Raw genomic sequence first — 23,834 nt, 5'->3', positions numbered from 1 at the left:
CGGGAGTGGGCGCCCACGAGGGGCCGCCCCTACATATCAACGATCTGGGATCAATCGTTCTTTTTATACAAAAAGACCGCTACGGGTCTGTAGCGGTCTTTTTGTATACGTAATCCCTGGCTAATTTTAATACCCTGCGTTTTGTGGTTGCAGGTTCGGGTTACTGTCGATTGCCTGTTGTGGGAATGGGAACAGTACAGCCGTATCGGGCGATTTTGTTGGGCGTTGATCAACCGGGTTGAGGAACGTACCAAAGCGAATGGCATCGCTCCGGCGCCAGCCTTCCCAGTATAGTTCACGACCACGTTCGGCCAGAATAGCTGGCAGATCAACGGTGCTGAGCGTTGTAGCACCCCGCGTTGTGCGTAAGTTATTGACGATCGTAGCGGCAGTCTGCCCTTGTGGGTCGGTGCCACCCCGCGCAATAGCTTCTGCTTTCATCAGCAACACGTCGGCATAACGCAGGAAGACATAGTCATTCGTCGGGTTATTGTAGGTAACCGGGTTAGGCAGGTATTTGATGACGCGGATACCCTGTATCTCACTGGCTGAATTAATATTCACCTGAGGGGTGAAAGCCAATGGGTTTCCACTGCGGTCTTTGAGCGGTATAGCACCTGGCCCAAATTGCTGACCGACCTGAAACCCTGCCGTCAGCCCGGTAAGGGGGGTCAAGTCTGCTGGTTGGGCAGACCGACGTTCATCGGCCGCTTCAAAACTGTTATAAAAATCGGCCAGCGTTGTGAACCCATTCCAGGCACCGATATACTGATTATAGTGCTCAGTCATGAAGTACCGGTTCTGTACGCTACCTGGCTGGGCTGTCGCATTGTTCTGAATCGTGAAAATCAGTTCGTTTGAGCGCTGATCGTTTTCCCAGTGGAAATTGTCGAAATATTTTCCTTTCGCCACCAGCGAGAATTTTGCGGTAGCAATTACCTGGTTGGCGAAGTAAATAGCCGAGTCCATGTCGGCCTTAGCAAAGGTGTATGGTCCCGCTGGACTAGCCGGATTCTGGTTATACACGGCTCTGTTCAGGTATATCTTAGCCAGCATGGCCGCGGCCGCTTCCTTGGTAGCCACATTGGCCGTAGCCTTCGTATAGGCTGGTAGCGTAGCAAACGCATTCCGCAAATCACTGATTACGAAATTAGACGCCGCCTGACGGCTCAGGACCTGTGGATTAGAGTCGGCGGCATCTGTTGCCAGGCGGACCGGAACCCGACCCCATAGGTCAACTACATATGATGTAAAAAAGCCGCGCAAGAATTGTCCCTGTGCCACTAAAGCCGTATTTGAACCGGCTGCATAAACAGCTTGAGATGCTCGGAACGCGCCCGTGTTCAGGTCATTCCACGCACCCAGGATCTGGTCATTCAATGAGTTCCAAGTGTGCTGATGCAACTGACGCCAGCGGCCGGAGTCATCCCAGTCCGTTCCACGCGTTGGCCCCATCATTTCATCAGACGAGTGCTCTTCCATGGCATACGTGTTGCCCTGGTTTGTTGCCAGTGGATTCAGGGCCTGATAAGCACCTTGTAAGGTTGCCGTTGGGTCTAGTTTGATGGCCCCTGGCCGCGCATCTGTTGACGACAAGGCCCCGTACACTTTATCGTCGAGGTTGGTACATCCATTTATGCCCGCACCGCCAATCAGGACGGTGGCTGTCAGCAAACCAATGGTTCTATATGTTGAGAATTTCATATTCTTAGATTAAAAAAGTTCTGTTGATACCTGCTCGTATGTATCGATACGTACGAGCCAGTATTCCTGCTAGCTGGTTAGAATCCTACATTTAACCCCAGTGTCACTGTACGTGGAGTTGGATACGGCGTGTAGTCGATCCCAAGTGATGGAATACCGTTACCATTACCGTTGAAGGTCACCGTGTTCACATCTGGATTCAGGCCTGTGTACCCAGTGAAGATGAACAGATTCTGACCGGTAAGTGACAGCGACAGCGACTTGGCGAAACCGCCGCTAGGCAGATCGAACCGGCGTGACAGCGTCAGGTTGGTAATCCGAACGTAGTCGCTACTTTCCAGGAAGCGCGTCGACACCGAGTTTTCATTTAACCCGCTTTCTATGGTGTTGGCCGCTTCATACGTAACATTGCGGGCGTTTTTAAGCGCGCCTTTTGCAAACTGAGCGTTAGCCGTGTTGTTGTAGATTTTGCCGCCAAACTGCCCGTTGATAAACAAACTGGCCGTATAGGCACCGAACGTAAAGTTGTTGGTTAAGCCTAACCGTAGCTTGGCAAACGGGCTTCCCTGATATGACGATTTGCGATCATCGGCATACGTCGAATTTCCGTTGACATCAAAGCCGGTGAACGTAGGCATGAAGAAGGCAAATGGCGGATAGCCACTCGTAATCCGTTCCGCATAAGCACCCGACAAGCCCTGACCACTAATAGCACCAACGATTTGGTCTGTACCGATGTTCTGCGCCTCAATGTTCAGCGTGGTTAGGTTAAACACAGCTTCCCAGCCAAATTGCTGTGTTTGGGCTACCTGACCAATCAGGTTCAACTCAATGCCCTGGCTGACGATCTGCCCCGGCAGGTTAATCCATTTGTAGTTAACCGGAGCAGGCTGTGCGTAGAACACCTGTAGCAGGGTGTTGGAACCGGCCCGATGATAGTAGTCGATCGAACCAGACAGGCGGCCTTTCAATACGCTGAAGTCGATACCGGCACCCGTCGTGGTGTTTTGCTCCCACTTCAGATCAGGGTTTGGGTTATTCTGCTGAACCTGCGAACCAGAATTATTATACGTGTAAATAATCTTCGACGCCCCACCTGTGAAGTCCTGATTACCCACAATACCATAGTTGGCCCGTATCTTCAGATCGTCGAAAATTCCTTTTGGTATAAAGCTTTCCTGCGAAATGCGCCATGCACCTGCCAACGATGGGAAGGTACCGTATTTGTTGTTGATCCCGAAACGCGACGAACCGTCGACCCGTATCGTGGCCGTCAGCAAATACTTTTCATTGAAGTTGTAGTTAGCCCGACCGAAGAACGATTGCAGGTCATTTTGATTTCGAGACGATCCACCCCCAATAGCGGTTCCGGTCAGTGTGTTTGCCGCACCAATATTGTCAGTATACGAAATAGCCGACTGATTAAATGGAAAACGGCTGGCAGCCAGATAACTCGTATTCGTGCCAAACGTCTGGTAAGCAAACCCAGCTACAGCATCCAACGTACCTGGGCCAAGTTTCCGGTTGAAATTCAGGGTATACTCAACCAGTTTAGATAACCGGTTCAGGCTATTGATATAGGCAGCACCACCCACTTTAGATACAGTATCAGCGTATACTTGGTTGGTTACTGAGCCAAGTGGTACTGTAAACTGACCATTCAACCGTGAATCGATCGATGTTTTCCGGGTCGACGTGGAATTATCGACACCAAAGTTCGCTTTGAATGACAACCCATTCAGTATGTTCCAGGTAGCACTGATATTAGCCAGTGTACGGTTTGTTACGCCCGAGTCATGGTAATAATCGAGCATCGCCCGCGGATTCCGATAAGCGCCACCGGCTAGCTGATAGTAGGCTGTATCGGCACTATTTGTGAATACTGGGTACGTTGGGTTAGCGCCAATCATAGCCCCAAACAAGTTGCCCAATGCACCAGCCTGGTTACCAGTCAAGGCATACTGATCCGTCACGTTCGACGTAGTTGCGTTCACGGCCAGCGTTACTTTTTTGTTGAAAATATCCTGCGATGCGTTGATACGGCCCGTGATCCGCTGTTGTCCTGTGCCTTTTACCAGACCCTGCTGATCCTGATAACCCAGTGAGAATAGGTAACGGGTATTGTCGTTACCTCCACCAAAACTGGCGTTGTATATCTGCGAGATGCTGGTACGCAGAATCTCATTCTGCCAGTCGGTACTCGCCTTCCCATTGACGGTGCTCAGTGTGGGATCGCCACCGGCGGCTTTCACACCCGCCAGAAAGTCGGTTGGAGAGAGCAGGTTATATTTCTTCAGGGATGAAGAGACCGCGCCCGATGCTGAGAAATTAAACTGCGGCGCACCGGCCTTTCCTTTCCGGGTTGTGATCAACACAACGCCGTTGGCACCACGAGCCCCGTAGATAGCGGCAGCCGAGGCATCTTTCAATACCGAAATATTCTCGATATCGCTTGGGTTCAGGAATGACAGTGGGTTACGGGCCGTTGTGGTACCCGTACCGAAATCGGGTGTACCACTGCTGAAATCACCTCCATCAAGTGGCACACCATCAATTACATACAGAGGCGTGTTACCACCCCGCAGCGACACCGCACCCCGAATCTGGATGTTGTTGGCCGCACCTGGCTCACCACTGGCTGGCGTAATCTGCACCCCCGCAACGCGACCTTGTAATAGTTGCTCTGGTGAGGTGATCACCCCTTTGTTGAAGTCTTTGGGCCCCAGCGTAGCCACCGAGCCAGTAACGTCTTTTGCGCGTTGAGTACCATAACCCACCACCACCACTTCGCCCAGCGTTTTGTTGTCTTCGGCCAGTGAAACATCGATCGTTTGTCGGCTACCCACGGTTACTTCCTGTGGCGTGTACCCAATTGAGCTAAATACCAGCACCGACGTAGGGCCAACGCCGGTAAGTCTATAATTTCCATCAGCATCGGTGGTTATACCGCGCGTTTGTCCTTTAATCTGTACCGTAACACCCGGCAGGCCAAGGCTACTTGTTCCGTCGGTTACCTTTCCGGAAACGGTCGCTTCCTGGGCAAAGGCGAAGGAAACAGTGAAGAGCATGAGCAGTGAGAGTACTGCTTTCCATAGGTTAGCAGATGTGTTGGCTCCCGGCTTGTGGCTGGAATCAACAACCTGACCCACTGTTGAGTAGGGTTTGTCGTTCATAAAACGGTTGACTTGTTAAAAATGGTTATTAACCACCCTTTAATCGTCTTGCCCTATATAGAAACAAACAAAATCAACCAGACAACGAAGACATTGGCACTGAAGTAAGTAAGGATATATCACGTTGAGTATTGACTCCTGCCAGTTTATAATTGAACAAACAAGGGATAGTCTATAGGACAAATTACAATAGTAAGAACGAATAATTCAACTAATTAGGGTTTTCCCTATCCACTGCACCCTATCATCAGGGTTTACATACTATAGTTAATTGTATTAAAACAACATAAGAGGGTTTGCCTTCGGTAGTATAGGGCCCTAATAATGAGTCGCTTACCTAACTCAGTATATCGTATTTATACACCTGTATACTTTCTGGGTGGTTCGTTGAGCAGGCAAACTTTAACGCTCTTTAAATAGCATTGGCGGCGCGTTATTTATCAGATTTAACAGATACGGCTGCTGATTGATCGTCAACGGGCTAATTTGCTTCACCTCGCCCCGGGTCAGATAGCCGCTTTCTTTGCTGGATAGCACCCTGAACCCACCGCCCGCCTGGTTCAGCAAGACAATTCCCTGGCAGGCGTCGATCATGCCTAGTTGCGGCGTGAAGTGGGTAAAATTGCCGCCCAGTACAATGTCCCGGCGACCATCCTTGTTCAGGTCTTCGCAGGCAATAGCGTTTACACAGGTCATTTGTACAGCATCAGGTAAGTCACGCACCGTGAACGCTCCCTTGCCATCGTTGATAGCCACGATTGATCGGCGATAAGTCAATGTTTTCACCTGACCCGCTTCGAGAACAGCCGGTGGAAAAAGGTCCTGTAACGTTTTGGTAGCGTAATCGCTATGCTTCAGAATCTTGCTTTTCAGGAACGGAAACTGATCGGCCATTTCCCGTTTCAGAAACACAGGTACGTCCCGGCCATCAATGGTTTTGGTCATTATCTTATCGAGGATACCGTTCTTATCGAAGTCGTTGACCCATAGTTTCAACGGATGGTCTGCATCGGCATTAAGCGCGAAGTTCTCTCCTATGTTGCCGATAATCAGATCGTTGTCTTTATCGCCGTCGATATCGGCTACGGCTACCTTCCCCCACAACCCGGTCAGGTTGGCCAGACCGGTGTTTATGTTGGTGAATCGACCACTGGCGTAGCTAAATACCTGCGGACTCATCCAGTCGCCCACAACAATCAGTTCGCTACGTCCGTCGCCGTTGAGGTCGGCCCAGGCAGCGTCACGAACCATGCCCAGCCCGGCAAAATCAGGAGCAACCTGTTTTGTCGCATCCGAAAATTCACCGGTTCCATTATTTTGATATACATAACTCGACGGACTAACGCCATATTCTTTCGGATAGCTGCGACTCCCAACAAACAGGTCCAGATCGCCGTCGGCATCGTAATCGTAGGGCACCGCTACCGATGTGTTCATGGTTGTGGGGGGCAGGGCACGCGTGTTGAGCGTAAACATTCCTTTCCCATCATTTATAAACAGCCGGTTCATCAACGTACCTGACCCCGTGGGAACCTCGTTGCCACCGCTCCCAACAAACAGGTCCAGATCACCGTCTTTGTCAGCATCGAATAGCAGCGCGGCCGTGTCTTCAAACTCACTCAACTCCCTGAAAATGGGCTGGTTCGATTTTGTAAATCCTGCGCCAGTCTGCAAATACAACTGGCCGCCCTGCCCCTTGGCACCGCCTATGTATACATCCTGACGCCCGTCGCCATTCACATCGCCAATTGCCGCTTTGGGGCCTTCAGACGATAACTTCATGGGAATGTTCCTCTCGTCGAAGAAGTCTTCGTAGCGGTCTTCAACATGGGCATCGAAGGGCGCAGGTACGTTGGCAAACAGGGCGGGCGTTGATTTTACAGGCATTGTACCCAACGTACCTGAACCCACTTTAGCATCTTTGTGCGCCAGCGTCAGGGTAGCGCCAGCTTTCGGGGCGCGGAGTACGGTCACCTTATCATCAAACCAGATCACCCGCACAGAGTCGGGCTGTTTGAGGGTTCCCAATCCAATAGTCTGTATGTATTCCGTGCTCGATTGGAAGCCGCGCGATGGAGCAATGTAGCGGCTAAAAATCTGGCTTCCAGCGAACACCTCGATTTTTGATCCGATCGCATAAGTATTCTGCCCATCGCCCTGGAGCTTCACCCGCATAAATTGATTCGTTGCGGCCCGTTTCTCGGCGTGATTCTGGTACACGAAGCAAGGCTGATTCACATTGTTGACAACCAGATCAAGGTCGCCGTCATTGTCCAGATCGGCATAGGCAGCACCATTCGAGAAAGACGGATCGGCCAGCCCCACCGCCTCTCCCGATTCGGTAAAGCGCAGGTTTTTGTTATTACTGAAGAAGTAATTCGGAATAGGTCGTGATGGCATGTTCTTCACGATTTCATCGAACTCCTGTTTTTTGCCCGACAGCACCATTTTCTGAGCAAGTTCGTTGGCAAAAAAGTCGATAAAATCCTGGTCGATAACATCGTTGTAAATACCATTGCACACGTAGATGTCATTGTAGCCATCATTATCGGCATCGAACAGCAAGGCTCCCCAACTCCAGTCGCTGGCCGCCACACCGGCATAATTGGCTATTTCACTGAATGTCCCGTTCTGGTTGTTGAGTTGCAGGCAATTTTGCTGCAACTGGTTATAGAAACCTTTATCGCGCTTCAGGTTTGCCACGTAATGATTCTCAAACGAGGTGGTTGTTTTCAGACGTTTCTCGTCGCGGGGCAGCATTTCGGTGGTAAAAATTTCGGGGTAGCCGTCGTTGTTTATATCGCCCATATCGGCTCCCATCGACGCAATGCTCAGGTGCTTCATCCGCTGCTCTACTTCTTCCGTAAACCCGGTATGCCGACCGTTCGCATCATGCTGATTGATATAGAGATAGTCTTTCTCGAAGAAGTCGTTCGATATATAAATATCCGGCCAGTTATCACCGTTCACATCACCGACCGTTACCCCAAGCCCGAAGCCAATCAAACTGCTGTAGATATTTTCTTCTTTGGAAACGTCATGGAAGACGCCGTTGTCGTTGCGCATCAGCCGGTCGCCGCCGCCTTTCAGAAAATCTTTTACCGGCCATTCTTCGGCCCGCACCGACCGATTGTTTTCGTAGTTAAGCGTATTGACCGGTATAAAGCTGTTGTTCAGGATATAACAGTCCAGGTCGCCGTCTTTATCATAATCGAAAAAGGCGGCGTGGGTGGTGTACCCGTCTTCATCAAGACCGTATTTCCTGGCTTCTTCTTTAAATGTGGGTACGTTGTCGGGGCCGTTACCCTGATTTATGTAGAGTTCGTTGCGCTGGTCGATGCCTTTTTGGTACCCGGCATAGCAAACGTAAATATCAAGTCGGCCGTCGTTGTTGATGTCGACCATAACCACGCCGGTTCCCCATTTGCCGTTACTTCCCACCTTCGCTTTGGTGGTTATATCGTCGAAGTGCCAGTTTCCCTTGTTCAGGTACAGCTTGTTCGACCCCATGTTTGAGGTAAAATAGATATCGGGCAGGCCGTCGTTATTGATATCACCCACACCCACACCGCCTCCATTATAGAAGTTACGGTAATTGAAAATATTGAAGTCGGCCCGGTTTTCGACCTTATTTTGAAAGGTTACGCCAATGGCCTCATTGTCCATCTTCTCGAACAGCGTATCGCTTTTCTTCGACGAGCAGGCTGTGGTAAAGCACGCCGCCAGCAGGTAAACGGAGCCTTTCAGGTACGTTAATACGATCTTATTCATAGGTTAGTTACGGCACACGAATCTCAAAGTTACCACGTAAACACCGACACCGGTCGGGGAAACTTATAAGTTTAACGAGGCTTAATACAGCAACGATCTGGTTGTGTCGCCACGCATCATGAGCTTTGGGCGTTTGTAAACCAGCAGTGCCTCCAGGCTTTTCCAGGTTTTCGGATCACGCATTGTGTTGAAATTTCCGGTTTTTCCCGACAGGCGTACAACAACCTTCTCATCTGATAGCGACTCGACCGTTGCGTCGCCCTGGGTCATAATAAAACCGTCGCCGGTGCGCTTTGCTCTGTCGTTTACCCGGCCAATCATGACACTGCCCGCCGATGGCTGATCGACTACGATGGGCCGTGAAATGGGTCGTTTGGCAAATAATGCTTCATCGCCAAGCGAGAAAATGACGTTGCTCTCGTATTGATCGAAAAGATTCATGTGAACGGTATTCGGCGAAACGGTCACTTCGCCAGAGAACCGGCTATCGTCAGGGTAAAAATCGTCCCCATCGATCGAGACAATGATTCTGGCTTCACCAGCCTTCAGCGATTTGTAGACGGTTTCTACATCGGGCTGGGTTTTACACGTGCAAAAGAAGAGGATGGATAACAGGCTGGCAAAAACGGTAGTAATAAGACGCATAGTCAGGTAGTTGTCAAACAAACCTATAAGGTCTTGAAGACCTTATAGGTTTCAGATTTCTTAAAAGCAAAAAGGCCCGCCGGAGCGAGCCTTTTTTATCAACATAGAGTCACTCGTTTTAGTAACCTGCGTTCTGCTTCAGATTCGGGTTCGATGCAATGGCATCAGCCGGAATAGGATACAGAACCGTACCTGGATCTTTCCGGTCAACACCAGTACCCGTTAGGAATTTGTTGTAGCGAATTTCAACCGTCCGCTTACCACCTTCCCAATACGTCTCCCGACCAATTTCGTCGAATATCGTGTTGGCATCCAGTGTAGTTAGTGCTGATGCACCACGGGTTTTACGCAGGGCATTCACCCAGGTTAGGGCACCGGCCACGTCGCCACCCCGGAACAGGGCCTCTGCTTTCATCAGATATGCATCACCATACCGAGCCAGGATATACTTGTTGGCATCGGCAGGGTGGTACTTGATCACCCGGATACCCTTATCGGTTGGGCAACCAGACAGAATTACGTCGCGGGTGAATTGCAGCGGCTTGTTAGCCCGGCTATCGTTCAGGGCTACCCCTTTATCGGTATACTGCTGACCGATCAGGAAGCCACGTCCAATACCAGAGTAGTTGGAACCATCTTTCTTGGCAGCAACGCCTTTGCGAATATCAGACGCCTCGAACTTGTCGTAGAAGTCGGCCAGTGTTGTGAAGCCGTTCCAGCCCGATGGGTTCTGGTCGTAGTGCAGCGTCATCATCCAGCGGTTTTGAGGTGATCCCTGCGCACCTGTCAGGATGATTTCGCTGGCCGCTTTGTCGGTAAAGTTGCTGAAATAGTCTGAGCTGAGTTTGAAACCAGCCGCCGTAATGGCATCGACATATTTCACTACCTGATCCATATCCGCTTTTGCGAACGTGTAGCTACCATCTGTGCTTGTCGAGGTGTAAACCGCTTTGTTCAGATACAACTTGGCCAGCAGGTAGTTAGCGGCTGCTTTTGTTGCCGCCGGGTTTTCTGATACCGTGGTTTTCGCTTCTGACAGGGCGGGCAACGCCTCGGTCAGGTCTTTCACGATAAAGTCAAACGCTTCTGCCCGTGTTTTCACTTTTGGGTTCACAAAAACGTCTTCAGTAGCCTCCCGGAATGGCACCTGACCCCAATAGTCCATTACATGAAACATATTCCAGGCCCGCAGGAACTTGGCTTCGGCCGCTTGCGCTGCCGATGGGCTTGAGTTCAGAATCTGCGTGGTTTTAAGTACCTGTGAGTTCAGGTTATTCCAGGCGCCAAGTACGTTTGAGTGTGTGGGATCCCAGGTGTGTTGGTCGAGCGTCCGCCATACACCATTGTCACCCCAGTCAACCCCACGGGTTGGTGGAATCATTTCAGCCGTTGGGTGTTCGCCCAACGAGTAAATGCCTGCCTGATCAGAAAAGTTATTGCCAAGCGCGTTGTAAGAAGCCTGTAGTTCGTCCACAACGTTGACCGCTACAAAGCCCTTGTTAGTCGCTTTTACAACCAGCGAGTCTTTTTCTACTGAGTCCAGATTGGTGCAGGATGCCAGCACCGCCAGCCCTGTAGCCAGACTAATTGATTTGAATGTTATATTCTTGTTCATCTTTTTAGTTGTAAATCAGTGATTTAGAACGTAAGGTTTGCACCTAGCGTGAAGGTACGAGCCCGTGGATACGCTGTGTAGTCGATACCATATGATGGCACACCGCTCAACGATTTGTTGGTGTTTACTTCAGGGTCCTGACCAGTGTAGTTCGTAATTACGAACAGGTTTTGGCCAGTCAGGTAAACGCGCAGATTCGACAGGGCTGATTTACCCACGTTGAACCGGTAGCCCAGGTTCACGTTCTGCAACCGAACGAATGAACCGTTCTCCAGGAAGCGGGTCGATACGTCGGGCGCGTTGAAGGCACCTTCAGCCAGGCCAGGTACGTTGCGTGTCACGTTCCGACCGTTGTTATACGATCCTTTCGTGAAGTAGGCGTTGGCCGTGTTGTTATAGATGTAGTTACCAAATACACCATTGAAGAACAGGCTCATCGTGAAGTTCTTGTACCGGAAGTTGTTGGTCAAGCCACCAGTGATGGTTGGTAATGGGCTTTTTCCGATGAACTGCTGCACGTCACCGTTCGGATATTTCGAGTTACCGTTTTCGTCGTAACCACCAAACTCACGCAGGAAGTAAGCGAATAGCGGCTGCTCATTGGCGATCCGTTCAGCAAAAGCACCTGTCAAACCCTGACCGCTGATGCCACCTGTGTTGATCAAACCCTTGTAGTTCTTTACAATGTTCTTGTTGTAAGCGGCATTGAAGCTTACATCCCAACCAAAGTTAGCCTTATCAACAGCCGCGTAGTTCAATGCCAATTCAACGCCACTGTTGAATACATCAGCGTCCAGATTGAACCAGGTAAACGACGTCAGGGCGGGTTGAGCCGATGAGTTTTGGATCAGCAGATTCTTGGTATCTTTCTGATAAACGTCTAGGCTACCAGAAATTTTGTTGCCGACCAGCGCGAAATCGATACCAGCGTTAAACTGGCCAGTAGACTCCCACTTCAGTTTCGAGTTTGGGAACGAGATATCGTCCAAACCGCCACCACCAATACTGGTTGCCGTTTCATTCATATTCCAATCACCATACCGCTTACGTTGATCATACAGGTTGTGCGGAATTGACTGGTTACCCGTTACACCATAACCAACACGTACTTTCAGGTCAGAAAATACCCCTTTAGGCATAAATCCTTGCTCGGTAAGCCGGTAAGCTACAGCCGCTGATGGGAAGTAACCGTACTTGTTGTCTGTACCGAAACGGGTTGATCCATCGGCCCGCAACGTACCTGTTACTACCAGCGCACCAAAGTCTACGTTAACCCGACCAAAGAAAGACTGCAGTTCGTCTTTCGTGTACGACGTGTTGTTGAGCTGGCTACCAAATCCTTTTGAGTTATCAGCCGAGGCCGCGTTGTTGATCATCAGATCGAGATCATTTGTGCGGAAGTTGGTGGCTGATACTTTCTGGAACGTATACTCGAAGCTCTGGTATGAATAACCGAGCAGAGCGCTCAGATTAGCCGTACCCACTTTCTTGTTGTACGTAAAGTAGTTTTCCATCAGGTTATTGTCTGTCTGAATATCAGTCAAATACAACCGACCCACGTTCTGAATTGCCTGGTAACCCAGGTCTTTCGAGAAAGCAGCCTTCCGTGACGACATCGACTTGTCAAAACCTAATACAGTCTTGAATTTCAGCCCATCAATGATTTCGTATTCAGCATTGATGTTACCAACCGTACGAAGCGTTTTGGTATTGTCTTTCGACAAGCTCAACAGCGCCTGAGGGTTTGGCTCAGCTACGTTGGTCGACTGGAACAGTGAACCATCGGCGTTATAGATCGGCAACGTTGGGTTCGACTTCAGAATACCACCCAGCAAATCGCCCTGGTAACCGGCGTTGTCGGTAACCGGGATGTTGCCATCTTTCGTTTGCGACACCGTAGCCTGAATACCAATGTTCAACTTGTTGTTGATAAACTTCTTGTTGCCATTAAACGTCAGGCTGATCCGGTTCAGCGAACTGCGCTGCATGATACCCTGCTGATCGAGCGAGCCCAGCGAGAAACGGTAGTTGCCCGTGTTGTCGCCCGAGCCATAGGCCAGGTTGTGCTGCTGCGTTACACCCGTGCGGAACAGAACGTCCTGCCAGTCTACACGAGCGCCTTTGTCGTTGGTTGGTTGCAGTTTAGCGTATTCATCAGCACTCAACAGATCGTACCGCTTCGTAATGTTGCTGATACCCACTGACGGTGAATACTCCAGCGTACCTTTTGCGCCTTTACCTTTCTTGGTCGTAATCAGCACAACGCCGTTGGCACCACGAGCCCCGTAGATAGCCGTTGCCGACGCATCCTTCAGAATGTCCATCGACTCGATATCATTCGAGTTCAGGAAGTTCAGTGGGTTACGGGCCGATGAGCTACCGATACCTGAGTTATCACCGCCAGCCGACGTTTCGTCGCCTGCCAGTGGAACACCATCTACGACAAAGAGCGGGTTGTTACCGTTCCGTACCGAAGACGTACCCCGGATACGAATGTTGATAGCGCCACCTGGTTCGCCATTACTCTGCGTGATAGCAACACCCGGTACACGGCCCTGAAGTAACTGCTCAGGAGACGTTGTGATACCCTTGTTGAAATCTTTCGTACCAATGCTGTTTACAGCCCCCGTCAGATCTTTTTTCATGGCTGTACCGTAACCGATAACAACCACTTCATTCAACGTCTTATTGTCTTCGAGGAGTGTTACGTTAACCACTGATTTACCAGCGACCGTAATATTCTGGGTTTCGAAGCCAACAAAACTATAAACCAGCACCGCATTAGCCGGCACGCCGATTTTATAGTTACCATCAGCATCTGAGTTGGTACCTCGTGTTGTACCCTTTACACTGACACTAACGCCAGGTAACCCCCGGCCATTATTGTCTGATACTTTGCCCGTTACGCTGTTGTCCTGCGCAAACGTGAATTGGCTGCTCAGCAAAAGAAATAGCATGAGCACCGACAGTCCTCCCAACTGAAGAGAAGACCGAACGGACTGCATACGCCTGGTAAATGTGGCGTAACCTACTGAGTAGGAGTTGTCCATCATAGGTTTGTTAAATGGTTAGTAAAAGTTTTTTTAGTGGTAAGTACTCGAACCGCTATATACAACAGCACTCAGGACCAGATACCATAAAGCCTTGTCTACTCCACTGAACGTATAGTGGCTTTATGGCACTTGATTTAGAAGATATTGAGTATATAGATGAAGGAGTTGGCAAATTACAAGAAATAATACTTTAGGTACAAGTTCTTTTTTGATGATATAAGCTTAAGATCTGTAGGAATAATACCGATTTTTTTATTGCTCGTAGAGAACAGGCTATTGCGGAATAATACCTGTAAACTTGTATTTACACCTAATAACTAACTGATTAATAACATTTTATGTCTTGATAAGATTATGAATAATCCCAGAATAGTCATGGGCCCTCATAGACATAAATTTCTCCTTTGGTCCAGTTTTGGTTAAATTTATGGCCTCAATTAAGTCATCGAACGTACCTGCAACGCGTAAGCTCAGTCACGTTTGAGGCGGTGTAGATTACATGATACCTACTGCTTCTTCCTTGTTGCCTCCTCCCGCGTTCGAGGGCGACTTCTTTACCGATTCCACCTACCTTACGCTTTATGCGACCGACGCTTCGGCCTACCGGGAGATGCCGCTGGCGGTAGCTATGCCAAAGTCAGTCAATGACTTGAAAGCACTGATTCAATTAGCTCGCCAGGAAAAGGTGTCGCTCATCCCTCGAACTGCAGGTACGTCGCTGGCCGGGCAGGTAGTGGGCGCGGGAATCGTGGTCGACGTGTCGAAGCACTTTACGAAGATTCTGGAAGTCAACCCGGAACAGCACTGGGTACGTGTACAACCGGGCGTCGTGCGCGACGAACTGAACCTGTTCCTGAAACCATACGGCCTGTATTTTGGCCCCGAAACATCAACGGCAAACCGGGCGATGATTGGGGGCATGGTGGGCAACAACTCCTGCGGGTCCAACTCGGTTGTTTACCGGGCTACGCGCGAGCATACACTGTCGGTGAAAGCACTGCTGTCTGATGGGTCGGAGGTGGAGTTTGGTTCCCAGACGAGTTGGGATTACATCAAAGCGGTGGGTAACGCCAGCCGGAAGAATGGAGGTGCCACACTGGCCGACCAGATTCTGCTGAAAACAAACGCGATGCTGACCAACGCGGAAAATCAGCAGGAGATACGTACCCAGTTTCCGAAAGCCAGTATCGAGCGGCGCAACACAGGCTACGCATTGGACGAACTGCTCAATTGTGAACCGTTTACACCGGGTGGCGAGGCGTTTAATTTCTGCAAATTGATTGCCGGGTCAGAAGGCACACTCTGCTTCATGACCGAGATCAAGCTGAATCTGGTGCCGCTACCACCGAAGGAACAAGGGTTGGTTTGCGTGCATTGCCACACCATCGACGAATCGCTTCGGGCCACGCTGGTAGCGCTTAAATACAAACCGCAGGCCGTTGAACTGATCGACGACATTATACTGGAACGGGCCGACTCGAACCCGGAACAGCGCAAAAACAGCTTTTTCGTCCAGAAAACACCGACCGATGGCTTTCCGATCATTCTGGTCGTCGACGTATCGAAACCGACACGCGCCGAGATTGAGTCGACGGCCGCCGAGATGGAAGCCGAGATGCGGGCGGCCGGACTGGGCTATCACTACCCACTCCTGTTTGGTGAAGACACCAAAAAAATCTGGACGCTCCGCAAAGCCGGTCTGGGCTTATTAGGCAACTTACCGGGCGACGAAAAAGCGGTGGCTGTTATCGAAGATACGGCCGTTGACGTGCGCGACCTGCCCGACTATATCCGGGAGTTCAACGAGATTCTGAAGACCCACAACATGGCGTCGGTGCATTACGCCCATGCCGGTTCGGGGGAGTTGCATTTACGGCCGATCATCAACCTAAAGACAGCCGAAGGCCATCGTCAATTCAGGATGATCGCCGAAGAGATTGCCACACTGGTAAAAAAATACAACGGCTCACTCTCCGGCGAACATGGCGACGGACGGTTACGCGGTGAGTTTATTCCGCAAATGGTCGGTCAGCATAATTACGAGTTGATGCGGCAGGTGAAGCAGCTTTGGGACCCGGAAGGCATTTTCAACCGGGGCAAGATCGTGGATACGCCACCAATGGACACGTACCTGCGCTACGAAGCCGACCAGCAAACGCCCGATTTCGAAACGTATTTTCGGTATAACAACCAGACCGTGTTGCAACATGCCGAGCAGTGCAACGGCTCGGGCGATTGCCGCAAAACGGAAGTGTCGGGCGGAACGATGTGCCCCAGCTACATGGCAACGCGCAACGAGAAAGACACCACGCGGGGCCGGGCCAATATCCTGCGCGAAATGCTGACGCATTCGCCCAAAGAAAACCGGTTCGACCACAAGGAGATCAAGGAAGTGTATGACCTGTGCCTGTCGTGCAAAGCGTGCAAGTCGGAATGTCCGTCCAACGTGGACGTGGCGAAGTTAAAGGCGGAGTTCTTACAGCATTATTACGATGCCAATGGCGTTCCGATCCGGTCGCGGCTGATCGCCAATTTTGCCCGCCTGTCGGGGCTGGCCAGCTATGTTCCGTGGGCCTGGAACGCGGTGCTGGGTACGTCCCCGCTTCGCCGCATGGCCAACCGCCTCGTCGGTTTCCACCCCGACCGGACCATGCCGCTGATGGGAAAAACGACGCTCAAAAAATGGTTTACCGCTTCCCGTTCACTGTCTTCTGTTGCTCTGCAAAATAGCCCGGTCCGACTAATCGGCGAGGCAATGGAAAACAGCAAACTAAAAACAGTGAACCTGTTCTGCGACGAGTTTACCAATTTCAATGATGTGGAAGTTGGCCAGAAAGCAGTGCTGCTGCTTGAGAAACTGGGCTATAACGTCGTTATTCCGACGCACGGCGAAAGCGGGCGGGCGGCGCTCTCGAAAGGCATGCTGAAATATGCTAAAACACTGGCCGACCGAAACGTGCGCGACTTGCGGGGCGTTATCACCGACGAAACGCCGCTGGTTGGCATTGAACCGTCGGCTATTCTGACATTTCGGGATGAGTACCCCGACCTCGTCGATCCCTCGCTGGCGGATGATGCCCGGAACATTGCCCGTAATGCGCTCACGTTTGAGGAATTCATCGCCCGCGAGCTAGATGCCAACCGCATCGACCCGGCCCTGTTTACCGACGAAAAGCGACTCATCAAACTGCATGGTCACTGCCAGCAAAAGGCGGTGTCGAGCATGGTTCATAGCCAGCGTATTCTGTCGTTACCCAAAAACTATACCGTCGAGCAGATTCCGTCTGGTTGCTGCGGCATGGCGGGGTCGTTTGGGTACGAGAAAGAGCATTACGACGTATCAATGCAGGTGGGTGAGCTGGTATTGCTCCCAACCGTTCGGCAGCAACCGGCCAATGTGATTATTGCCGCCGCAGGTACGTCGTGCCGCCACCAGATTCATGACGGCGCGAACCGCACGGCCAAGCACCCGGCTGAAATTTTGTATGAGGCGTTGAAATGACCCCTAAATCCCCTGAAGGCGGTCGGCCCCTACCGGACTTTGCGCTGCTCAGCTACGAAATGCCAGATAAGCAAAGCAAGTCCGGTAGCGGCCGACCGCCTTCAGGGGATTTAGGGGTTGACCACCTATCAAATACCGGGTTTTATTTCGTCATAAGCCTGTTAATTTTACAGAGTAATACGTTCGTTGCCTGACCGGGCGACATTCCGCAATTTTTGTTCATGAAAAAACTCCTGATTGGTGTCGCCTGTCTGCTTAGCTGGCAGGGTATGGCCCAGACTTCATCGACAACAACCACCAGCGGCTACGACCCCCGTGTGTTGTTTCACCCTTTATTTAATATGCAGCCCGGCAATGACTACCGGACGGGCAGCGGTGCACCAGGCCCCCGCTACTGGCAAAACCGGGCCGACTACAAGATCAACGTCAAACTGGATGATGTTGCCCAGACCGTGACAGGCGAGGTTGAGATTACGTACAAAAACAACTCGCCCGAAAGCCTTAACTACGTATGGCTTCAGCTCGACCAGAACGCATTCAGTGACACCTCGCGCTCGGCCAAAACCACGCCTATTCAGGGGGGACGATTTGGTAATAAGGATTTCGCGGGTGGCTACGGCATCACCAGTGTACAGGTGGAGCAGGGCACACGTAAGTTTACGGCTGCGCCAAACGTCGTTAGCGACAGCCGGATGCAGATTAAACTGACCGAGCCTATGAAGCCAGGCGGCGATGTAGTGAAGATCAAGATCGGCTATTCGTTCAAAATTCCCGAATACGGTTCAGACCGGATGGGGCAGTTGAAGCGGAAAGACGGTATCATCTACGAAATCGCGCAGTGGTATCCACGTATGTGCGTCTATGACGACATTCAGGGCTGGAACACGCTGCCTTACCTGGGTGCGGGTGAGTTTTACCTCGAATACGGTGATATAGAATACGCCATTGACGTACCCTGGGATCATATCGTAGTTGGTTCGGGCGAGCTGATGAACCCAACGGAAGTACTAACGGCCGAGCAGATCAAACGGTTGGCGCAGGCCAAACAGAGCGATCAGACGGTGATGATTCGCAGCAAGGAAGAAGTAACGAACCCATCATCGCGGCCCAAGCAATCGGGTCGGCAGGTGTGGCGTTTCAAATGTATCAACACGCGCGACGTGGCGTGGGCCTCGTCGAAAGCATTTGTCTGGGATGCGGCCCGTATTAACCTGCCAAGCGGTAAAAAGGCACTCGCCCAATCGGCGTACCCAGCCGAAAGTGCTACAGCCGATTCGTGGAACCGGTCAACGGAGTACGTCAAACACAGCATTGAGTTTTACTCTGGGTACGTCTTCGAGTACTCGTATCCGGTAGCGACCAACGTAGCCGGTATTGTGGGTGGTATGGAATATCCCGGTATCGTGTTCTGCCAGCATAACTCGAAGAAAGACGGCCTATTCGGCGTAACAGATCACGAATTTGGCCACAACTGGTTCCCGATGATCGTGGGTAATAACGAACGCAAATACGCCTGGATGGACGAAGGGTTCAACACCTTCATCAACTTCCTGTCGACGGCGGCGTTCAACAAAGGCGAATACAACCGGGAGCGTGGCACCATGCACGACGTGGCCCCGGCACTGTACTCGCCCGTTGAGCCAATTATGACCATTCCTGACGTGCAGGCGGCGCGTAACCTGGGCATTCTGGCGTATTACAAACCTGGAATGGGCCTGCGTATTCTGCGCGAGAGCATTCTCGGTCCTGAGCGTTTCGACTATGCATTCAAGCAATATGTGGCTCGCTGGGCATTCAAGCACCCAACGCCGCATGACTTCTTCCGCAGCATGGAAAACGGCGCGGGCGAAGACCTGGGCTGGTACTGGCGTGGCTGGTTCTTCGAAACCTGGAAGCTCGATCAGAGCGTGAAAGGTGTGAAATACACTGATTCGGCCCCCGAAAAAGGCAGCATCATCACCATCGAAAACCTGGATAAGCTGGCCATGCCGGCCGTTGTGGAGATTCAGGAAAGCAATGGCAAAAAGACGCGCGTTCAACTGCCTGTCGAAATCTGGCAGCGGGGTGGCACCTGGAGCTTCCAGGCCAATACCACCTCAACCATTTCGCAGGTAACGATTGATCCTGATCAGAAACTGCCCGATTACAACTCGAAAAACAATACCTGGAAAGGCGATGTAAGCCCGAGCAACTAAAATCATGTCCTCTGTTGCGCTGCTACTGAAACACATCGGAGATTAGCGAAGCAACAGAGGACAGAAGACTGTACAAAGCGGCCATTCTTGTGAAAGGGTGGCCGCTTCGTTGTTGATGAACCTTTCATTCTTCCTGCATTTTCTGTTAATTTTGTAAGACCGGTCCGCCGGTGCGGTACTCTTGTATAACCAACTCATGAAAAGTAATACGATGGCGCTTTGCAACTGGCTGTTAACGCTGGTTTTGCTGGGCGCGGCGGGCTGTCAATCAGCAAAACCGGAGGAGTATATGCCCAAAGCGGCGAATCCGGAACGCTACAATGCCTGCGTCAATAAATTAACGGAGGTCATTATTCACGATATTTTTTCGCCTCCCGTCGCCAGCCGTATTTATGGCTATGCTAATCTGGCAGGTTATGAAGCGATGGCCCCGTTTAACCCCGGCTTCGAGTCGCTTGGCGGTAAGATCAAAACGTTTAAAAGTGGGCCGCAGCCCGAAGCAGGAAAAGAGTATTGCTATCCCATTGCCGGTGCTAAAGCGTTTTTGACCATTGCCCACGCGCTGACATTCTCAACCAATTTTTACGAGGACTTCGAGCCTGCCTTTTACAAGCAGTTCGAGACAGATGGCGTGCCCAGCGACGTTATTGAACGCTCGATGGCGTATGGCGAAGCGGTAGCGAAAAATGTACTCGATTTTGCCGGGAAAGACCATTACAAACAGACGCGTGGTTTTAAGCACACCGTCACCAACGACGAGGGAACGTGGGTGCCAACGCCACCCGCCTACATGGATGCCGCCGAGCCAAAGTGGAACAACATACGCTGTTGGGTAATGGATACCTGTAATCAGTTTATGCCGCCTCGCCCCTATGCGTACACGATGGCAAAGGGAAGCCCGTATGAGAAGGAGTTAATGGAGGTGTATGAAACAGGCAAAAAGCTAAGCAAAGAGCAGTCAGATATCGCTTATTTCTGGGATGATAACGCCTTCGTGATGAATGTGGCCGGACACGTTAGCTACGCCTCGAAGAAAATGACGCCGGGCGGCCACTGGATCGCCATTGCCCAGACGGTAGGCCGCCAGCAGAAGCTACCCCTGATGCGTATGGCCGAAGCCTACACATTGACATCGTTTGCGCTGGCCGACGGATTTATTGCCTGCTGGGACGAAAAATACCGCAGCAGAACGGTGCGCCCCGAAACGGTGATCAACAAGTCGATCGACCCGAAATGGGCACCCTTCCTGCAAACACCGCCTTTCCCGGAATACCCAAGCGGACACAGCACGATCACCGCCGCCGCGGCAACCGTATTAACCCGGTTGATGGGCGACAACATTCCGTTTACCGATTCAACTGAATATAAATACGGCCACGGGGTACGTTCCTTCAAATCGTTTTACGATGCGGCCAACGAAGCGTCGGTCAGCCGGTTATACGGTGGCATCCATTACCGGTCAGCTCTCGAAAACGGCTCGGTAATGGGCAAAAAGGTAGGCCAGTATGTGCTGGAAAAAGCCAAAACCCGGAAAGAAGGCGTAGCGGTGAAATAAATGTGGGTTCAGAGGTTTAAGGTCTAAAGTGGCTTCGCTATAAACCGTAACGGAAGTGTAGCGGAGCAACGTTAGGCCCTTGGACATTGAACCCTTGAACCTATTTTATTTCCCCTCCATCTCGCGCAGCAACTTGTTGGCGTAGATAAACTCGTTCAGTTTGGGTACGTCTGAATGGGCCAGTGTATCGCTCGTGCCTTCCCAGAGTTTGTTACCTTCGTAGAGGAACATAATCTTTTCGCCGATCTCCATCATCGAGTTCATGTCGTGCGTGATAACGACCGTCGTGATTTTGTATTCGTCGGTAATTTCTTTGATCAACTGATCGATTTTGATCGACGTTAGTGGATCGAGGCCGGAGTTGGGTTCGTCGCAGAAAAGGTATTTAGGGTTCATCACGATAGCCCTGGCAATGCCGACGCGTTTTTTCATCCCGCCCGAAATCTCCGATGGCATACGCTGCTCCGCGTTTTCCAGACCTACCCGTTGCAGCGAGGCATGGGCACGTTCCAGCTTTTCTTCCTCCGTCATGGTCGTGAGCATATCGAGCGGAAACCGGACATTTTCGAACACACTTTTCGAGTCGAACAGTGCTGACCCCTGGAAAAGAACGCCCATTTCGCGGCGGATGGCTTTGCGGGTATCATCATCTGACGTCAGAAAATTCCGGCCGTCGTAGAGCACTTCGCCGGCATCGGGTTGCACCAGTCCGATCATGCACTTCAGAAGTACACTTTTGCCGGTACCGCTACCGCCGATAATCAGGCTGGTATCGCCCGGCTGGAAGCTTCCATCTATACCGGCTAACACTTGCCTATCGCCAAACGTCTTCTGAATATTTTTTATCTCAATCATACATAATACGCTGCGCTGTCATTGGGCTTTGCCGTCATTAAGTAGTCATTCGCTTCGCTGTCATTAGACAATTGCTATTCATTTTTACCTGTGAATGACCACCTAATGACAGCGAAGCGAATGACTACTTAATGACGGCAAAGCCCAATGACATTTCGTTTAAGCCAATAGCAATTGAGTCAACACAAAGTCAGCCACGATAACCGATATGCAACTGGCCGTCACGGCATTGGTCGACGCGTTACCAACTTCTAAAGCACCACCACTGGCATTGAAGCCCTGGAAGGCCGAAATGGTTGTAATCAGGAAGGCGAATACCTCCGTTTTAATCAGGGCGAATTTGATGCCAAACGGGTTATAATCGAAGCGAAGACCCGAAATGAAGTCTTCATGCGAAATAACGCCCACCAGCACCCCCGCCAGATAACCGCCCAGAATACCCAGAAACGCCGCCAGAATAGTCAGCAGGGGAAACATGAGCATGGCACCAATCACTTTGGGCAATACCAGATACGAGCTTGAATTGATGCCCATCACCTCCAGCGCGTCGATCTGCTCGGTAACGCGCATGGTACCCAGTTGACCGGCAATATTTGACCCGACCTTACCCGCCAATACAATACTGCTGATGGTTGGCGCAAATTCCAGGATTGTACTATCGCGAACGATAAAGGCGATGATATTGCGCGGAACAAACGGATTATCAAGATTATACGCCGTTTGCACGCAGGTAACAGCCCCAATAAACGAGGCCACGATAGCGACAATAAAGACGGAGTTGACCCCGATGCTGACGCACTCGTCGAGAATCAGGCGCAGGTAAACGGACATACGCTCGCGGTCGCGAAACAACGTACCCAGAAATATAAAATACCGACCAAGGGTAACCATATAGAGAAAACAGGAAGCGGCCGGAAAAAACGATTCAGCGTGGCCACCAAGGCAATGAACGGCCATCGCCGACGAATGGTTTCGGTCCCTGTTTCCGTTTAATAGCCGAATGGCCGAACTTTACGGTATGAAAAAACTCATTGTGGTAACCGGTGGCTCGAAAGGTATTGGCCGGGCCATTGTCGACACGTTTGTAGCGCGTGGGTACGATGCTGTGCTCTGCGCCCGCAACGTGGATGGAATCGAAGGTCCGGGACTGATTCCGTTTGCCGCTGACCTCAGCACGCGTAGCGGCGTTGATGCCCTGGTAACGTACCTGAAAAGCCTGAATCGCCCGGTCGATGTGCTGGTAAACAACGCAGGTACGTTCCAGCCGGGGCAAATTCAAAATGAAGCTGACGGTACGTTCGAAACCCTGATGAACACCAACGTAGCCAGTGCCTATCACCTCACGCGTGGTCTGGTAGGCGACATGATTGCCCGGCGCGATGGTCATATCATTATGATGTGTTCAACAGCCAGCATCACAGCCTACACCAACGGCGGTTCGTATTGCATCTCGAAGTTCGCCCTGTTGGGTATGAGCAAAGTATTGCGCGAAGAACTAAAACCAAGTGGTGTGCGTGTTACAGCCTTACTACCCGGCGCTACATTGACCGCCAGTTGGGAAGGCACCGACCTGCCCACCGACCGATTTATGCAGGCTACCGACGTAGCCGAAACCGTCTGGGCAGCCTGCAACTTACCCAAAACAGCCGTCCTCGAAGAAATCCTGATGCGCCCACAGTTGGGGGATATTTAAATGAATGACCACTGTATACTGTACAATGAATAATGGCTCTGTTAAAGGACGTACCTGAGCGAAAAATCATTTA

The 23,834-nt window shown here is 51.1% G+C and carries 12 protein-coding genes; 4 read left to right on the top strand and 8 right to left on the bottom strand.

The features are described 5' to 3' along the window. Positions 1 to 126: 126 nt before the first annotated feature. From ACFE8Q_RS20780 to ACFE8Q_RS20755, 6 genes are all read right to left on the bottom strand, one after another. Positions 127 to 1,704 carry a RagB/SusD family nutrient uptake outer membrane protein gene (locus ACFE8Q_RS20780; protein WP_375447358.1) on the bottom strand — a complete coding sequence of 526 codons (1,578 nt, stop codon included), beginning with the start codon at positions 1,702 to 1,704 and terminating at the stop codon, positions 127 to 129. Positions 1,705 to 1,781: 77 nt separating this feature from the next. Beyond that, positions 1,782 to 4,877: a SusC/RagA family TonB-linked outer membrane protein gene (locus ACFE8Q_RS20775; protein WP_375447357.1), complete on the bottom strand. Its 3,096-nt coding sequence runs from the start codon at positions 4,875 to 4,877 to the stop codon at positions 1,782 to 1,784. A gap of 402 nt (positions 4,878 to 5,279) precedes the next feature. Beyond that, positions 5,280 to 8,648, bottom strand: coding sequence for a VCBS repeat-containing protein (locus ACFE8Q_RS20770; RefSeq protein WP_375447356.1), 3,369 nt, complete (start codon positions 8,646 to 8,648; stop codon positions 5,280 to 5,282). Between the two features lie 81 nt (positions 8,649 to 8,729). Further along, positions 8,730 to 9,293, bottom strand: a complete 564-nt coding sequence (locus tag ACFE8Q_RS20765; protein WP_375447355.1) for a hypothetical protein — start codon at positions 9,291 to 9,293, stop codon at positions 8,730 to 8,732. Between the two features lie 118 nt (positions 9,294 to 9,411). Next, entirely contained in the window at positions 9,412 to 10,908 is a 1,497-nt protein-coding gene (locus ACFE8Q_RS20760) for a RagB/SusD family nutrient uptake outer membrane protein (RefSeq protein WP_375447354.1), read from the bottom strand. Between the two features lie 23 nt (positions 10,909 to 10,931). Continuing rightward, positions 10,932 to 13,961: a SusC/RagA family TonB-linked outer membrane protein gene (locus ACFE8Q_RS20755; protein ID WP_375447353.1), complete on the bottom strand. Its 3,030-nt coding sequence runs from the start codon at positions 13,959 to 13,961 to the stop codon at positions 10,932 to 10,934. Between the two features lie 610 nt (positions 13,962 to 14,571). On the opposite strand from ACFE8Q_RS20755, the gene ACFE8Q_RS20750 reads away from it, so the two are divergent. The 3 genes from ACFE8Q_RS20750 (at position 14,572) to ACFE8Q_RS20740 (ending at position 21,213) form a co-directional block, all read left to right on the top strand. Next, on the top strand, positions 14,572 to 17,463 hold the full coding sequence (locus ACFE8Q_RS20750) for an FAD-binding and (Fe-S)-binding domain-containing protein (RefSeq protein WP_375447524.1): 2,892 nt from the start codon (positions 14,572 to 14,574) through the stop codon (positions 17,461 to 17,463). Between the two features lie 221 nt (positions 17,464 to 17,684). Then, the gene (locus ACFE8Q_RS20745) at positions 17,685 to 19,658 is read left to right on the top strand and encodes a M1 family metallopeptidase (RefSeq protein ID WP_375447352.1); all 1,974 of its coding nucleotides are present in this window, start codon (positions 17,685 to 17,687) and stop codon (positions 19,656 to 19,658) included. 196 nt (positions 19,659 to 19,854) lie between these two features. Then, entirely contained in the window at positions 19,855 to 21,213 is a 1,359-nt protein-coding gene (locus ACFE8Q_RS20740; protein ID WP_375447351.1) for a vanadium-dependent haloperoxidase, read from the top strand. Positions 21,214 to 21,318: 105 nt separating this feature from the next. On the opposite strand, the gene ACFE8Q_RS20735 is transcribed toward ACFE8Q_RS20740, so the two are convergent. Together ACFE8Q_RS20735 and ACFE8Q_RS20730 are read right to left on the bottom strand one after the other, a co-directional pair. Beyond that, positions 21,319 to 22,068 (bottom strand): ABC transporter ATP-binding protein, encoded by a 750-nt coding sequence (locus tag ACFE8Q_RS20735; RefSeq protein ID WP_375447350.1) that lies wholly within the window; start codon positions 22,066 to 22,068, stop codon positions 21,319 to 21,321. Positions 22,069 to 22,227: 159 nt separating this feature from the next. Then, positions 22,228 to 22,959: an MlaE family ABC transporter permease gene (locus ACFE8Q_RS20730; RefSeq protein ID WP_370726974.1), complete on the bottom strand. Its 732-nt coding sequence runs from the start codon at positions 22,957 to 22,959 to the stop codon at positions 22,228 to 22,230. A gap of 127 nt (positions 22,960 to 23,086) precedes the next feature. Here ACFE8Q_RS20730 and ACFE8Q_RS20725 point away from each other — a divergent pair, with 127 nt between their 5' ends. Next, positions 23,087 to 23,761 (top strand): SDR family oxidoreductase, encoded by a 675-nt coding sequence (locus ACFE8Q_RS20725; RefSeq protein WP_375447349.1) that lies wholly within the window; start codon positions 23,087 to 23,089, stop codon positions 23,759 to 23,761. The last annotated feature ends 73 nt before the right edge of the window (positions 23,762 to 23,834 follow it).

The sequence above is a fragment of the uncultured Fibrella sp. genome (genome assembly GCF_964250085.1).
Taxonomy (GTDB): Bacteria; Bacteroidota; Bacteroidia; order Cytophagales; family Spirosomataceae; genus Fibrella.
Note: the sequence above shows the minus strand (reverse complement) of the source record. Positions and strands in the feature narration are given on the sequence as shown.